Here is a 16,844-nt window from a genome sequence, read left to right on the forward strand (position 1 = left end):
AAAAACAACCATACATTGATAATTTTGACTTTTTAAGCAAGCCCTACTTAACTTAACGACTCTGCACTGAAAGTACAGAGGTTATTTATCGACTGAAAGTCCGGTTCCTCTCAGGACTAAAGTCCTGATTCACTCCAGCATGAACGTATCTAAATCGTTATTAGACACGAGACGGTGATGCTCCAAATATTCTTCCACCATCTGTTCACTGATATTACCCGTACTCCAGGCCCCATAGCCTATCGCCCACAAATGTTTCCCCCAATATCGCTTCTCTCACTCTCGATACTCTTGCTGAAGGCGTCTTGATGTTCGTCCTTTCAGACACTTGACGATGTCACTGATCGATTTTGACGGAGGATATTCAATCAGCATATGAACATGATCTTTACTAACTACCCCTTTTAATATGCGGATATCCTCTGCATCACATATCTGGATAAGCAATTCTCGGCATCGTTTTTGCACTTCCCCTTTGAGCACTTGATAGCGATACTTAGTCACCCACACGATATGAACTGTTAAACGGGTGACGGTATGATTCCCACGACGATTCTCGACCATACACTCCTTGATGCTGCTTCTCTATCCTGCATTAGAGGTGTGTAGCAACTAAAGTCTCGCACTGAAAGTGCGTAGTTTTGGACTAGCGTGTTTAGGATAATAAAAAGTGCCACATAGAACATCTAGGAAGGGGATAAAATTTAATTAGGTGGCTTATTTGATAATAATTATTTAAGTTAATATCGATAAAATTCAGTTTTGGTTTAAGTAATTACTTTCAAGTAAGTTGAACTAGGGAAATGGAATTGTTCTTGCTTATTTAAAGAATCATAGGAGTTTAAGCCTTCATCATTAGATGCTGGCTTATATTTAGTCAAGAATTGAGCAAGAACTGTAGGACATGAATAATGCAACATTGACAGTGAAGCACAAATTTTAAACCTATTATTACCAACAAGAAATGCATGAAGTAAAACTGATTCATGCTGAAAAAAAAGAGCTGAGTCTAGAATATTCCTATCATAATCATAGGGAAATTTAATATCATGGAAATGAACCCATGCTCCTTTCTTTAATCTGGGTAGCATTTCTAGAATAATACGACTAACTTCACCAGAAGGACCAAGAGTATGAGTAGAATCAACAAAGAAAAGAACATCACTATCAAGTTTTTCGATATTGATAGGACAATATGATTGAGCCTTTTCATTAATCAATGTAATTCTCCCTTGCCTCTCAATTTCGCGTAAATAATTATTTGGATATGGTTCAACACAAATAATTTCAGGAGCATAGCAAGCATAATTTGCTGCCTTAAGGCAAACAGCAGTTGAAACACCACATCCAATTTGAAATATTTGCTTAGGTTGATGCTTTGAGATAAAGGCAAATAAAAAATCTGCCTCAATAGGTCCAAATCCTACTTTATTATTTATTTTAGAAGCCTCACTATGAATATTATTACAATTTAAAAAATCAATTAATTGAGTATTAAAACAATCAGATACAAATGCTATTTGTTCTTGTGTGTCTATCCCATTCACCTCAATCATCGAATATGGAATTTTCCAATAGTTAGACTTTTTTAATTCATTAATATTAGGTATTTCAGAATAAAAATGATGCGGTAGTATATCGAAACCTAAATTTTGACCTAACTCAAATAAATTTCTTAATGTTTTTTTTCCAGCATCTTTCAATTTACCCATTATTTATCTCCGGTTAATATTTTGCTGCCTATAAATATAAGAGAAAGTAAAATCCATAAAATTGTCTACTTTAACAAAATAGCTCTCTGCAATCGCCTAATCACTTTAATCTGAGGTGCTATTTGCTTCGTAATAATTAATTTTGAGCTATACATGGTAGAATTATTTTTTTATCTAAAATAATAATAAAAACAAACACAATCATAAGGAACTTGGATATAGCTAAACCAGCAAATCTGTGCTTTGCATAAGTATAAAGAATAAATTTAGTCAATAATATATGTCAGGATAATATTCAAACTAATCTAATAATCCATTGCTCACACAAAGGTGATTTAAGTCAGAATAGCTACTGTGTTGGTTTCTATTCCTAGATTTATATCTAATCACAAGGCATATTATCAAATATGTAAACTAAGAGTTTTTTAAGACTTTAGATCTCGAACTCACTCAACTCAACTATAATCCTCGCGCCTCATTGACCAAGCTCGATCAATATTCGTCAAAATATTTTTTGAATATAACAAATAAACTATAATATTATAAAAAAAATCATTATATTTATAAGCAGAGTATATGTTAGGATTCAAAGTTGGCTTTGGGTTTTTATGATCGTATATTGAAAATAGTTTTCTTTTTTCAGTATTCTTTGCTCTTAGTTTTTTAGGATAAAAATGCGAAGTAAATGACTTTCTACTCTTAGAACTATCCTCACATAATAAAGCACCATGGATTAGATACGAATGCCAAAGGAGTATATCTCCTTTCTGCAAACTCATTATTTTCTTTTGTGCTTGTAATTTATTTGAGACGTCAGTTACAGCGTTTAAATAATCATTATGTTGAGAATATTTTTTTCGATCAATTAATCCGTACTTATGAGAGCCAGGTATTACAAAGAAAGGCCCACTATCTTCATAAATATTTTCTAATGCATACCAGACTCCAATAAGATTTCCAGGTGGATCTGTATCTAAATACCAAGAATCTTGATGTTCAATTGTACCTGTTGATTGGTCAAAAAACATATTTTGCCATGAAATATGCTCTTTTTCATCTGTCAAATTAGTCAAAGCTTGTGAAATGCAATTATCATAAATACATTCTTGTATCTTTAAACTAAACCTACTAAAAAATGCTAGACGACTTGCATCTTTCATTGACTCTTGGATAAAACCATATTGATTTAGTTTAGGGCGCATACATACATGCGTAGACTGGGAAAAATACACAAATAATAAATTTCGTTTTATTGAATCAAGTTCTTCAATAAATGAATCAATAATATTATGACTAAGAACATTTTTGATTACTACATATCCAAATTCATCAAAATACTCTTTTATTTCTTTTCTCTGACTTAAGGTAAATTTTCTTATTTTATTATTGCTTGATATTTGCATTCTAAAACCTCATTTTTTATTAAAATATAAGCTGATAATAAATCAATCTATAAAATTCTTGCTTTTCTACGCATTGAAACTACAAAGTTTACTGATTGATTGTAAGTGTTTCTTTTCTAGATTAAAGTTCTTGTTCACTTCAGCATGAACGTATCTACATAGCAGTTTGATACTAGATGATAATGCTTCAAATATTCTTCCAGTGATATTACTCGTGCTCCAGGCTAGGTAACCAATGACCCATGAAGGTTTCCCCCAATATCATTTCTCTAACACTCAATACTCTTGATAAAGATATCTTGATACTCGCTCTTACAACCTCTTGTTTATGTCACTGAGCAATTTCTATGGGGGATACTCCTTCAGCATGTGAACTGACCTCCACTTTTAATATGCAGATATCCTCTACTTCGTATATTCAAATAGTTAATTATCAGTATTATAATTAACTATCAGTATTATTTTTTTACTCCGCATTCGAGCATTTGATAGCATTATTAGGCGGCCTTGACTAGACCTCTTGCATAATTCAGCTATCGATATGTTACTTGACTAAAAAAAATCAGAGCAGATCTCAGCATTTATTGAGTAAGTAGCACATCATGAAACAAATATTGCAAGAGGTCTACTATATTAATTGTTAACTGGGTGGTGGTATGATTTTCCCGACGACTCTCGATTCTAGACTCTTAATGCTACCTCTCCATCCTGTATTAAAGATGTTTAGCAACTAAAGTCTTGTACAGTAAAGTGCGTAGTTTTTGGCTAGTGTGCTTAGGATAATAAAATGCTTATTGTAGAAAAACTAAATGTAAATAATGCTAAAAAAAGTTACATTGACTAGATATTTTAAGACTGGCTATATCTGTTTGATTTTAGCTATTACTAAAAGTTCCTTAAAAAATCTTCAGAAAGAAATTATTCTACTAAAATTAGAATTATTTAGTTATTGATTTATTCATGTTTAGTTCATTAACCTTAAGAAGAATAATATATTCATAAAAACATTGAAGTAGCGCATAGGTGAAACCAGATCTACCATCTAGAAATCCACATTTAAAAAAATATAAAATAATAAATTTAATTAATGGCCTTGCTGGCAACTTATAAAAAATTTTTTTTTGGTAAAATCGCCTAACTTGTTTACTTTCGGAGAAGATAGCTTTAGATAGACTAATTCCTTCTTTGTTTAACTGACTTTCATAAATTTCTCTTGACTCAAATGAGCTATATTTGTTATGCCGATTTATCCAGTGGTTAATACCTTTACTGAAAGGGTAATGATCAAGGTATCCAGTAAGTTCACCTGTCTGACCATCAACGATGGTAACAGGATTTATAAGTCTTTCAAAGTGAATTTTATCTGGTTGAAAGAGTCGTATATAAAAACGTGTATTTTGAACATGTTTTAACCAAGTTCCTTGAAAAAAATCTCTACGCTGTATTCTGTAAGCAACAAAAGGTATATTAACTTCAACTTTTACTGAAATTCCAATTTCCTCAGCCAATTCAGCTGTTACTCGCTCGTCTGCATCAATTTGGAGAACCCATTGGTATTGAAATGAAATATTTCTAAGCCCCCAGTTTCGATATTCAGACTCATTACCTCCAAACAAAATATTGTGGGAGAAAGAAGGATTCTTTATTACATTTGCCCCATATTCATTGGCAATAGCTACTGTCTTATCTGATGAGTATGCGTCATAAACATAAATATCATCTGACCAAGTGACTGATTCCAAACAACCAGATAGATCTTTTTCCTCATTTTTGGTTAAGATTAAAATTGATACTGGAATTTTCATATGTTTTAATTTTGTGCTGAATTTTTGCGCTTTTTTAGAGGCTTACAGGGATTACCAACACAAACAGTCCAATCAGGCATATTTTTCGTCACTACTGATCTAGCTCCAATAACAGCACCTTCTCCAATAGCAACTCCTGGGCAGATAAAGCTTTCACTACAAACCCATGTGTGGCTTGAGATTTCAATTGGCAAAGCACATAATTGCATATTTTGACTTTCATAATCACGTGTGCCAGTACATAGGGTAGTTCCTTGAGAGATAATTACTTTGTTTCCAAGATAAATTTTAGCTATTGAATAACAATTAACATATTCTCCCAAACAAGCATGGTCAGACATCTGTAAATTCCAAGGAGCCCAAATTTTTACAGAAGGATAAACATGGCAGTTATTTCCTATCTTTGCTCCAAAACATCTTAATAAAAAGGATCTCCAACTATGTGACATACGTGGAGAAAACCTAAATAACAAAATATATACAATATTCCAGATAAGTCGATAAATACGATTTAATAATGAAAAGCTTGCTTGGTTATAGGGATCTTGTACTTGCAATATAGATGACATAATGCAACACTATTGAATACAACACTGATTTAATTTGGAGAGGAAATAAACCTTTAATCGATTTATTTTTTGCACAAAATATAAATTCTATCTTCATCGTCTTTACTGCTCAAAGTTATCACCGCTCAAAAACCATTTAGAAATTATTTTTAGATTGAATAATTTATATACACCCCGAATATCAGTACCTAAGACTTTCTTTAAATCAAATACTTCAGAGGTTTTTTTTCTTATTCTAAGGACCTTGGATACAACATTCCGAACCAAAACTTTCCATAGTGTAGGCGAGATTGATTTTATCGGTACCAAACCATCAATTGATTCAAGTGTATTCAGCAAAGTTTTATGAGAAAAATGGCTAATATGAGAATGTGGTATCCATTTTGGGAAAGCAGGTTCAAGAGGGTTTACCATATGACTATTAAAATTATCGGGCATTATTAAGAGATAGCCACCAGATCTAACATATTCAGCCATCTTCGAAATAAATTTCTTCGGATTTTCAATATGCTCGATAACTTCAAATGAGGTTACTAAATCAAATCCTTTCTTATGAAGGTTCGATAGCTGAAAGTTGTATTAATGACATTCTGATGTAACACCTCGCATGCATAGGTAGATTCTTCTCTAGATAATTCGACACCTGAAACCTTTATTTTACTATAACGTTTGACTAGCTTTTCTAGCAGAAGACCATAACCAGTTCCAACGTCAAGTAATGAATCAATTTTAGTTATATCTAAAAGCGTTTCTAGCGCAATTAGGTTGACTTTAGAATTAACAATTTGGCCTTGTAGATGTCTATTACTACCAAAATTATCCTCATAATAAGCTTTTAAATCATGTTCAGATAAAATCTTACTTGAAAACTTAAATTTGCAGTCATTGCACTTGACCACTGGTATTTCAGGAAATTGAATATAATCTTCCAAGTTACTTGACTGACAAAGTGAGCATTTACTCCGAGCAATTAAATTTCTTGATAGAGTTTTATTCATTTCAATATTAAAGTCTAAACAATATTTTAAATTAAAAACTATTCTTTATTTTTAAGAAATTCAAGAAAAAATTTTATTTATACAAATATCTAAATTTTCTTGGTACCAAAATTATTGAAATTTAGTCTTTAATTTTAGTTTTTACATAAACATAAAGACTAAAATAGGTTACAAAAAAATAATTATCAGAGAATCAGTAAAAATTAATTCATGGAGAGAGAATTTTTCTTTTTATGGACATCAAATACTGTATTTTCCAAAATATCAACTAGATTGAGGGCTGCACGATTTACTTGAAATCTTTTAGTAAAACAATTTTCAGCATTTATACTCATTAAATCTTGTTGTGAAGAAAGAAGCTCAATCCATCTTTTAAAAAGTTTAACAGTGCCTTCAAATGTATCTTCTTCAACAAAACCTGCTTGATCTGCAACGATTTCACGCCAAATATTGACCTTATTTGAAATGAGTACAGGTAGTCGACAGGCTAAGGCTTCGGCAACTACAATACCAAAATTTTCTTGATGGGAAGGAAGAATAAAGACTTCTGCTGTTCTAAAAGCTCCCCACTTTAGATCTCCTTGTAGCATTCCAGTCCAGGTAATATTCTGCTCAATACCGAGCTGTTTAGCAAGACTCTGCAAGTTCGATTGCCAACCTGTCTGATCCGGTCCAGCAATCACTAAATGTAAGTTTGGATCGGTTTGGGCAATTTGTGAAAATGCTTTGATAAGTATGTCACAGCCTTTTTTCGGATGAATACGACTAAGAAAGAGAACGATTCGTTTGGAGCGAAGTTCTGGAAATCGTTCAAGATAGTACTGTATTTGTCGATAAGCATCTTCAGGAGGGGAAGCAGTTCCATAGTTAACGACAATTTCATTGCATTGATAGAGTTCAAAGGATTGTCGGGCTAAAATTTTTTCTGTTTCACTGGTAAAGAATACTGCCTTTGCATCTCGGAGTATACGATATTCAGCCCAAGGCCAATACAACCATTTTTTGAGATGTTTTAGCGGATAAGCATGTTTAAACCAAGGGTCCAACATGCCGTGGGTGAACACAAAGTATGGTGGAGTAGTTTTCTGATTTTGTTCAAGCCATTTCAATGCTCGCCAAACTCCAAACCCAGAATACTGCCAAATTCCCCTTACAATAATGCAATCATAGAGATGGGCATTTAGTTTGAGCCAAGGTACAAGATGTTTTGAATATCGATATGACGTGTAAGATGGCCCCAAAGCATGTAATTTCAGTGGAAAGTCTTTAACATACTGGGTTGGTGCGTCTAGGCTAGCGACTTCAACGGAATGTCCAAGCTCTTCTAAACAACGTCCTGATTGCTTAAGATTCTCAATTGGCCCCCCACCAGCTGGGTTAATTGAAGAAATTACATTCAGAATTTTCATATTTAAGTTTAACTATTGAGCTGCTCTTTAGTGAACCTATAATCAACCCAAGTTTGATGTGATGAGTGGTAAATTATTCTGATATAACAAAGAATCTATATTCCTTTCTTTGTTTAATATTTGTGTTGGTATGGGATTAACCTCGTTAAATATTGACAAGATAACTTCAGACTGTAATTTTTCCATATGTTTTCCTGTCAATGATACATTTTTGAGCGACATCTTCGATCTCATTATCCACCTAGGCAATAAGTCTTGGCATGCAATTTCCAGCAAAGATCGATCCCAGGACATTAGATAGAATGCTTCTGGAATTCTTAGTAAAAGTTCAAGAAGTCGATGGTCAAATAACGGTAGTTTTGTTTCTATCCCAACTATTCGTTCCATTTGATCAATGTCCCGCAATAGAAACGGCTCTACATATCCAAACAAATCGTTCCAAAAGATTCTTGGTAAAAATTGTGTAAGTCGACACGATGGGGGCTTTGGCCAATCAAGAGCCTGTAAATTGGTCGTTTTTAACTCTGCATTAGTGGCAAGGCGATGGCCTGCCAAGAGGAGATGCCACGCATCTAACCAAGGAGCATCTTCAGCCATAGAAAATAAACGGGAATTCATTACCTGCATAACCTTTGGCCACAATTCAAAAACTCTTAATCTGGCAAGTCGTGCCATCAAAACTAATCCACTTAGGTGAACTCCTAATGCTTTTTGACTTTCAAAACCAAACATTATCGTTTGGACACCTGATCGCTTTAATGCATTTCCAATCACACAACTATGAGCAGCTTGGAAACTTGGTAATTCTAGAGTCTTAATAGCCTTAGTAAAAAATTCGATATATTCTTTACTACTGATATAAATTTCTTGATGAAATGCTCCGATGTGGTTTGCAAAATCCGTAATACCATTTTTTGGTATAGAAGAGTCTTGGATATGTACTGAGAATGTTTTAATTGGCTTAGAACTATGCTGAGCAGCAAGAGCTGCAACGATTTTGGAGCTGGAATCGTTCGTGAGCAAGCAATTAATAGGTCTATCACTGGAAATATGTTCTTGAATTACTCGCTCAAGTTCTTGCCGAATCAGCTTCACCGCATCACGACGTCGTTTGATAGGTAAAGGAGTCCAATCTGGTCGGGGAGACGGGGGCCACCAACGCAAAAAAGTTGGCGAAGAGTCAGGTCCAATTCTCATAAGGGTTCCAGGAGGAAGAGGGTAAATCCCCTCACCTAATTCACCTTCCATTGGATAGTATCCAAAACTAAGATAATGGCTAACACAGGAAGGTGCTAGTTTAAGCTTATCCTGGAATAATTGACGTACATTAGAAGAAAAACACAGCTTCGTGTCTTGTTTTTGCCACCAAAGAGATTTAACACCAAGGCGATCTCGAGCCAGTAGCAACTGTCTAGTCTCAGTATCGTAGAAAGCAAAGGCAAAGACTCCTCTCAGGTCAACTAAGAGTGAAGTATTTCGTTGAGCTAAGCCTTCAACCAGAGTTTCAACATCACTATTTCCCTTCCAGATCTGATTCCGAAGTCCTCGACGAATTTCTAAATGATTATTGATGTGTCCACTAAAGACAAGTACATACCGACCACAATGGGACCGAATAGGCTGAGATGCAACATCGTTCTGTTGATTTGATAAGTTTCGACTGTATTGAAGCCAGCAGTAGCGATCTTGACTAGTCCAAGAAGATTCTCCAGGAATCCTACTCTTGTATGATGAATTCTTACATGATGAATAAGTTAAAGGTGATGAATGGACTTCTTCCTCTATAGATAAACAACCCGTAATCTCAGACATACGTTTTAACCTACTGCAATTCTTATTGCATCTTGGTAACATCGTTCATATTCAAGTAAAGAATGCTCAAGCGAGAAACGTCCTGCATGGTTGATCCTTTCTTTTTTCTTAGCCTCTTTTAAATCAGAAGGTATTGTTAAAACTTCTTGCAGCACATCGGCAGCTTGTTTAGCCCAATTCAATTGCTCATCTTCAGAATCAGGGTAGGTAGAGATGTAATTTGCAACATCTCCACCGACTTCAGTCATAGGTTGAGCATTCGTTGTAAGAACTGGACATCCGCAAGATAAAGCTTCTAACACTGGCCAACCAAAACCTTCAAATAAGGAAGGAAAAACAAGAGCTTCGGCTAGACTATACAAGGATTGCAATTGATTAAATGAAACATTCTGAAGAAAAATTACCTTTGCACTCAACTGTGGATGATTATTGAGCCAAGCTAATAATTCTCTCGTAGGCTTACTAACCATTACCAAATAAATTTCTGGTTCCTTAAAAGCCAACTGCTCAAATATTTGTAAAACACCTAATCGATTTTTATACCAGTTGCTGCCTATGTGTAAAATAAACTTTTTCCCTTCGCCACCTGTCCACAACCCCTTAAGCTCTGACCAAGAATTATGTGAAGGGAATGGCGTAAAAGGACTATTCAAAGGATTATAAACGACTTTTGAAAGCTCTGCAGGTGCTGGCAAAAAACGATGTAAATCAGTTTGAGTTGCATTTGATACTGAAACAAAACATTTCCCTTGCGAAAATCCCCAGCGAATCAGTTGCTGATACAAACGTCCCGTAAAACTAGGTTTATGGTGCAAAATTTCTCCCAATGAACCTCGTAATGCTAAGAAGTCATGACAATGGATAACATGGGGGCGGTTTTTGATAAAAGGTACCCATATGCCTAAAGCTTGGTCGCTTAACACCATCAAACTATTTGGTGGTAAATTTCTTTTACACCAGAGGATCAATAGAGGAAAAATCAGATATTGATCAATATAACCCAACCACTTAAATAAGAACGGAACTGGTTTCCCTAAGGCTCCTACTATAACGGGAGGTTTCCAATATTCAACTGTATGGCCTCTCTTCTCCATTCCTTCAGCTATAAGAGCAGAAAACTTCAACATACTTTTGCCATAATTGCTGTAGAGAGAGTAATGGATTAATAGGATAATATGCAACGGTTGAGTCATTTAGTTTATTGAATCTATCGATTCTGCTAAAGCCTGCGCTGCTGATTCAATTGAATAATTTCGCAAAAAACTATCAGCCCATGTAAAATCCCGGTGAAATTTTAGTAATACTTCTATTTCCTTTGCTAGACATTTAGCATCTCCCACAGGAATAATTCGCACTCGTTTAAAAATTTTGAAATCGGCTTGGCATCCTACTGCAGATGAAATAATAACACTACATCCAGCTTGAAGCGCCTCATTAATAACTAATCCCCATGTTTCTCCCATTCGCTGAGAGGGAAGTACAACTATATCTGCAGCTAAATACCAATAATGAAGCTCACTTTGATTAATAAAACCTGGAAAATGACTGCGAACGTTAAGGCTTTCGGAATAATTTGCAGCCAATTTACGTAGTTGAGAATTTAGGGTACCATCTCCAACAAACAAAAATTCAATTTGATTTAAGACATCTGAAGATAGGTGTGATAAGGACTTATAGAGTAAAATTGGATCTTTTTTTTGGATAAACTTCCCAAAAAAAGCAACAATTTTTTTCTCCTTAGGTATACGTAGTTTATAACGTATCTTATCCCTTATTGCCTGTTTATCAGAAGGTAATATCTGTTGTATAGGATTAAAAGTACAATAATGAGCTGGTAAAAGCTGATGCTCTTTTAGGCCATGCGTCAAGTAATGTTTTTTATTAAGTTGTCCTATATACAAACCTCTATCTACTGGCATATACAGAAATCGATATAGTAAAGATCTTAAAGCAGTCTTAAAGAAATGTCTTGAAAAAGCTTCATCTTGTGTTTCTGTTCTTACCCATATTGGAAGCCCCATCCAGATAGATGAAAAATAAGCGATAATATCAAACTTGTAATTAAATGATGTCAATAGAACAGCTTTTGGGTGAATTTTTTTTAGTAGAGCCAATAAGCCCGGAGCATGCAAATCAAAAAAATAGATGAGGAGAATTATTAGAAGCTTTATTGAGTACAAAATATTGATAATCTTCCAATAATGGAATATCCCAAGAAAAATCTACTCCAAACCCACTATCCTGATATCCTCTCACTGAGAAATCACTTGCAAATACTACACAAAACGAATTTGGCCTCAACTGATTAAGTTTCTGATATACAGGCACTCGATACTGAACTGGATGTGTTTCAAAAATCACTAGTTTTGGATTGAAATTCATGACACTATAGATAAGATTTGGCGACAAACATCCTCATTGCCAACCCCTAGTTTCCTAACTTTTTTCATGCCAGCTTCTCTAATCGTTTCTCGCAACTTAGGATTCTGAATAAGATATTTACAAACTTCAATACATTCAGAAATCGAAGACCAAAATACAGCTTCTTTTCCTTCTTCAAATAAGAGCTGATGTTCACTGGTTCTCTCAGCACAGAGCAATCCACCAGAAGCAGGTATTTCTACAGATCTTGTTGTATATGTATCGCGATTAGTTGAGGAGAGGAAGCCTAAGCAGATTGCAGAGTTTTGAATAACATCTGCATATTTTTTCCCAATCGCTGGACCATAGTAATGACTATTAAATTTACTATCATTATAACTGGGGCTTTTATTCCAACCATTTCCCCAAATTTCTAAATCAAGGCCAGCACAGATCATATCAAGAAGAAATTGATCTCGGTTTTCTCCAGATCGATATGTTCCTAAAAAAGAAATGTTAGATAAATTCAATTGACAACCTACAGATGTAGAATGAACTAGCTCATCATAACTCATCCATACTCTTAAGACCTTTTGAGCACCAAATGATTTATATTCAAGTTCATTAACACTACGCATCACAACACATAGATCATAAAAATGAATATTTTTCAATAAAGTTGAAAAACGCAAGCCATCACGAGACCCAGTAGGATCATCGTTATTATATAAAATAATTGGGACGCCAAATCCACGCAAATATTTAAGACATTTTTTTCCAAATATTTCTCCTGAATTGATCCAAATTAAATCAGGTTTAGGCAAATTTGATAAGTTAACATAGAGCCACTTTATTATATAACCCTGAAAAAAATCATAACTAATTTTCCAAGAAATCTTTACCATCCAAGGCAACAAGTGTTTATAAGGATTAAATAAACTCACTGAATTGCCAAGCCTGAGTAAAGTAAGATATCGTCGGTAAGAATTTGAATTAAAATTACTATCTCCAAAATACCAAATTTTACTCATAATTTTTTAGGCTAATTTTAAACTTCTACTGACTGCAACGAGCATTTTACAAAAAATAAGGTACAGAAATATTACCTGCATCCATTCTCTAAAAATAAATATTGATAAATCGACTATTGATCCTACATTAAAAATGGTAAAAAATGAATAAATATTTATTATTGCAACTGGTGAAAATATTGGGTTTTGAGAGCAACTAACATTAGTTATTACAAGTGCATCCAAGAGTATAAAAATTATTATTGACAATATACCTAGAAAAAATAAATATAAAAATCCAAACGCCGCTAGGCTAGTTCCAAAGAAATGACCAATCCAAAACCTACCTAAGAAATATTTATTTCTTGTAATCAAGAAAAAAAGCTGATCACCCCAACTTACACTCAGCGCTTGTTTTTTAAACTCTGAAGAAAAACCTAAAAAACTAAGAAATGGAGCTGGAAAAATAGAGAGCAGTCGATTAATTGAAAATTCTCTAAATTCAATCCGAGATGCATGATCTAATTGATTCCCTAATTTCAATGATATATCTGCAAACTTTAAATTTACAAAACGGCGCAAGAATGGATTGCTAAGATATTTTTCATCATAGCCACTTAGGCGATCAACATCTGTTTTAACCCTATATTGTTCAATGCTTTCTATATCTGATAACTGATCTATTGTTTTAACTAACAATTCCTCTGATGGAATATCTCTGCGCAAGGCTCTTACCATAACCATTGAAGTAGCTAGATTAGAAGCTAGTGGCACTATAAAAATAATGAGAATTAGAATTGAAACAATAACTTTAAATCTAATTTTTATGTATTGATATATCCATAAAAGAAAAACACCAATTCCATAGGTTGCGATGGGTATTGCAAAAGTAGCACGAGAATTTCTTCCTAAAGCAACAATAAAAATCAATACCAAAAACAGAAAGTTGAGCAACCAATCTACTTTAGTAACTTTTTTGCTCTCATTACACAATTGAATTAATAATGCAGTTAAAGGGAAATAAGCAAAATTAATAAAACCTTGTATAAGTTTAATGATGGCTACATCATTTCCTCTATTCAACCAGTAGACTAAAATCATAGAGATCAATCCAAAGAAACTTAATATAGCTATGCTAAAAGTATCTAACTTTTGGAAAATATTTAAATTTCTATCAAGATAGAGGGTAATTTTTTGTCTTATTATTTGGAATAGATTAGTTTGAGTATATATAAAATGAGAAAAAATTAATGTTCCAGTACATAAAACAATATGAAGAAATAGATCTTCAGGAACTTCTAGATCATAGATAATTGGGCGCTGCTCTAATGCAGTTAGCAACAAAGGTCCTAGAGCATAAAGGATGCAATACCCAGTTAAGGCTAGAGAGGAAATTGGAAACTTATACCATTGGTAGGGTTGATAAAGATAAAGAATAAACAAATTACTAACAGCTGCAGCTATAAATGAATAGTTTGCATTAGATGTTTCAGTATTAATAGCTATCTGAGTAAACAAACCTATCCATGGTAAAGCCAATACGAATGGACGAGTTTTACTAAAAAAATAATTAGATCTGATTAATGACATTTTTTAAAAATGGGTACTAGAATGTTTGTAAAAACTTAAACCATTGATCGCCATAACAATCCCAACCTCCAAGCTGTTTAACTCGTTTAAGAGCATTTTTGGATAATTTTTCCCGTAGGTCTGGGCAATCTGATAATAATTGGAGCTTATCGGTAATTGCCTGGGGTTGTCGAATCGGAACGATAAAACCTTCTCGGCCATCTTGGAGTAAATCGCTGACTCCAGCATTTTCTGTAGCAATCACTGGGCAACCACATGCCAATGCTTCCCCCATGACCATAGCTAAACCTTCTTCAATGCTGGGTAAAACGAAAACATGAGATTCACTATAATAGCGAGGTAGTTCTTTATTAGGTATTTTTCCTATAAATGTAACCTGATCTATAGAATATTTTTCTATGAATGGAATAATATTCGAACTAACTGATCCAATGACTACTAACTTTTTATTAGGATGCTTGAAATCATTAAAGGCTTGTAGTAAATCAAGGAAACCTTTTCGAAAACTCACACTGCCTACGAATAGAATACGGAATTCATCTGGTTTTGGTTTTGAAATAGGGTGAAATCGGTCAAGTCGAGCACCATAGGATATTTTACGTACTTTATCAGGGGATACCCTTTGTTCTATAAAACTTTGACGCACAAATTCTGAAGGCACAGTGATATAGTTTGCTGATTCATATTCTGCCTCTTCTTTATCAATAACTCTTGGATCAATTCCCTTATAAGGTACATTCCATCTTGTATGCTCTTCTCTCAAAATCTCATCCTGATAACGGATATGTGAAGAACCGCGATCGCAGATATAATAACCTCCTAATCGTTGGGCTTTGAGGCCAGAAACTAAGCCAGAACCAGATAAAGCAATTAAGGTAGTGAATTCCTTGACATGTTTTGAAACATAAAGGTCCAAAGTTTGATGGGCTTGCCAAGCCCACTCACGATTTAACCAGTTCCACCGATCAAGTTTTATTCGTCCCCTAGCCATATAAGGCATTTGCACCCAGGGAAAACTATGTATTTTTTCAATTGGTATTCCAGTCTCATCGCGTAACTTAGAAAGAGGATAACCTGTAAAAATAGCTGATAATAAATTAAAACGCTCCAATTGCCGGGCCAAATGGAAATGATGAAATCGCCCAATTGTAGTCTGAACAATACTAAAATCAGATATGCTCATACATAAATTAACTTATTAGTTTGATTTGCTTAGATATATTTCAAGAAACTCTCTTAAAAAAGCCTGACGAAATTTCTTCATACCCTTTTGGAAAACATGATTTTGAATTTTCAAAAGAAAAATTATCAGTCTGATAGCCTAATTCATAAAAGTCTCTAGAAAAGATTCTATTTATTTTAAGAACAATTTCATTGCTATTTAGAATTTCATACCAGAATGAATCTTTAGATAGTGAATTAGGATAAGTTTCCCAAGCAAATTGATCAACAGGAAGTGTAATATATTGAATAAAACTCTTGAGAGCATCATTTAAGTATTCATACTGCAAGATATAGTCAGATGAAATTCCTGAAAAATTAGTATCTAGAAATTCTACTTGCAAGTTAAAATGCGATATCATGCTATGTCTACATTTTCCCAAAAGAGTATCACTTCCAATTTCTCCATAGCTCCTTATATTTTCTATCTCAGTAATAAACTTGTCAAATAAAATAGATGCCTCGCTTTTATCCCTATAGTTTTTCTTACACCAATGATGAAAAAGTGATAAAGTTCTAGAAAAAGGGTTTCTAATTACAGCAAACTTATCTGCATTTTTAAAGAATTCAATTGAACTCAATCGTAATGAAACCATCTCTTGTAAGGTGCAATGGCCCATATAAAGTGGATAGTCATACATACCCATTTTCGGAGAAAAGTTCAGACTATGGCGATTTGAACGTTGAGAGAAAAATCTCCCAACGTTGCCGATAAGATTACGTTGGACTAGCTTATTATTTCTCTTGTTTGATAAATCAAAAATATTTAAAGCACTAGTTACACTTTTACCTGCGTTTTTAGGAATATGGATAAATACAAGGTTTAATTCTTCACTTATAGCCATAAGACATAATATTTTTGTTGATCTAATAATATTGACTGACTCAAAATATTCTTAACATTTAGAAAATATTATTTCTACTTTTCACTAGAACCAATAGATAACATAAGAG

At 33.8% G+C, this 16,844-nt stretch carries 15 protein-coding genes and 1 pseudogene; all 16 read right to left on the minus strand.

The features are described 5' to 3' along the window. Positions 1-129: 129 nt before the first annotated feature. Positions 130-564 (minus strand): annotated as a pseudogene (tnpA, locus tag AM1_RS01595) (IS200/IS605 family transposase). 203 nt (positions 565-767) lie between these two features. After that, positions 768-1,712 carry a class I SAM-dependent methyltransferase gene (locus tag AM1_RS01600; protein ID WP_012161038.1) on the minus strand — a complete coding sequence of 315 codons (945 nt, stop codon included), beginning with the start codon at positions 1,710-1,712 and terminating at the stop codon, positions 768-770. Positions 1,713-2,167: 455 nt separating this feature from the next. After that, a complete protein-coding gene (locus AM1_RS01605; protein ID WP_012161039.1) occupies positions 2,168-3,115 on the minus strand; it encodes a phytanoyl-CoA dioxygenase family protein in 948 nt (315 codons plus the stop codon). 938 nt (positions 3,116-4,053) lie between these two features. Continuing rightward, positions 4,054-4,920 carry a glycosyltransferase family 2 protein gene (locus tag AM1_RS01610; protein WP_012161041.1) on the minus strand — a complete coding sequence of 289 codons (867 nt, stop codon included), beginning with the start codon at positions 4,918-4,920 and terminating at the stop codon, positions 4,054-4,056. 5 nt (positions 4,921-4,925) lie between these two features. Next, complete coding sequence (locus AM1_RS38365; RefSeq protein ID WP_071819922.1) at positions 4,926-5,489, minus strand: LbetaH domain-containing protein; 564 nt, start codon at positions 5,487-5,489, stop codon at positions 4,926-4,928. A gap of 102 nt (positions 5,490-5,591) precedes the next feature. Further along, entirely contained in the window at positions 5,592-6,005 is a 414-nt protein-coding gene (locus AM1_RS01615) for a class I SAM-dependent methyltransferase (protein ID WP_083776677.1), read from the minus strand. A 17-nt stretch (positions 6,006-6,022) separates the two neighbouring features. After that, the gene (locus AM1_RS01620) at positions 6,023-6,487 is read right to left on the minus strand and encodes a class I SAM-dependent methyltransferase (RefSeq protein ID WP_148215649.1); all 465 of its coding nucleotides are present in this window, start codon (positions 6,485-6,487) and stop codon (positions 6,023-6,025) included. A 203-nt stretch (positions 6,488-6,690) separates the two neighbouring features. Beyond that, positions 6,691-7,896: a glycosyltransferase gene (locus AM1_RS01625; protein WP_012161044.1), complete on the minus strand. Its 1,206-nt coding sequence runs from the start codon at positions 7,894-7,896 to the stop codon at positions 6,691-6,693. 42 nt (positions 7,897-7,938) lie between these two features. Continuing rightward, on the minus strand, positions 7,939-9,708 hold the full coding sequence (locus AM1_RS01630) for an asparagine synthetase B family protein (protein ID WP_071819923.1): 1,770 nt from the start codon (positions 9,706-9,708) through the stop codon (positions 7,939-7,941). Between the two features lie 5 nt (positions 9,709-9,713). Then, positions 9,714-10,835 (minus strand): glycosyltransferase family 4 protein, encoded by a 1,122-nt coding sequence (locus AM1_RS01635; protein WP_187152917.1) that lies wholly within the window; start codon positions 10,833-10,835, stop codon positions 9,714-9,716. 66 nt (positions 10,836-10,901) lie between these two features. After that, complete coding sequence (locus AM1_RS01640; RefSeq protein ID WP_041658685.1) at positions 10,902-11,840, minus strand: glycosyltransferase family 4 protein; 939 nt, start codon at positions 11,838-11,840, stop codon at positions 10,902-10,904. Position 11,841: 1 nt separating this feature from the next. Next, positions 11,842-12,090 carry a hypothetical protein gene (locus tag AM1_RS41965; RefSeq protein ID WP_041658687.1) on the minus strand — a complete coding sequence of 83 codons (249 nt, stop codon included), beginning with the start codon at positions 12,088-12,090 and terminating at the stop codon, positions 11,842-11,844. After that, entirely contained in the window at positions 12,087-13,100 is a 1,014-nt protein-coding gene (locus AM1_RS01650) for a CgeB family protein (protein WP_012161049.1), read from the minus strand. Before AM1_RS01650 ends, AM1_RS41965 begins: the two co-directional genes overlap by 4 nt. Positions 13,101-13,106: 6 nt before the next feature. Beyond that, a complete protein-coding gene (locus AM1_RS01655) occupies positions 13,107-14,669 on the minus strand; it encodes a hypothetical protein (protein WP_012161050.1) in 1,563 nt (520 codons plus the stop codon). A gap of 16 nt (positions 14,670-14,685) precedes the next feature. Then, entirely contained in the window at positions 14,686-15,852 is a 1,167-nt protein-coding gene (locus AM1_RS01660) for a glycosyltransferase family 4 protein (RefSeq protein WP_012161051.1), read from the minus strand. Between the two features lie 40 nt (positions 15,853-15,892). Continuing rightward, positions 15,893-16,735, minus strand: a complete 843-nt coding sequence (locus AM1_RS01665; protein ID WP_012161052.1) for a sulfotransferase family 2 domain-containing protein — start codon at positions 16,733-16,735, stop codon at positions 15,893-15,895. Between the last annotated feature and the right edge of the window lie 109 nt (positions 16,736-16,844).

Source organism: Acaryochloris marina MBIC11017 (assembly GCF_000018105.1).
In the GTDB taxonomy this organism is placed as follows: domain Bacteria; phylum Cyanobacteriota; class Cyanobacteriia; order Thermosynechococcales; family Thermosynechococcaceae; genus Acaryochloris; species Acaryochloris marina.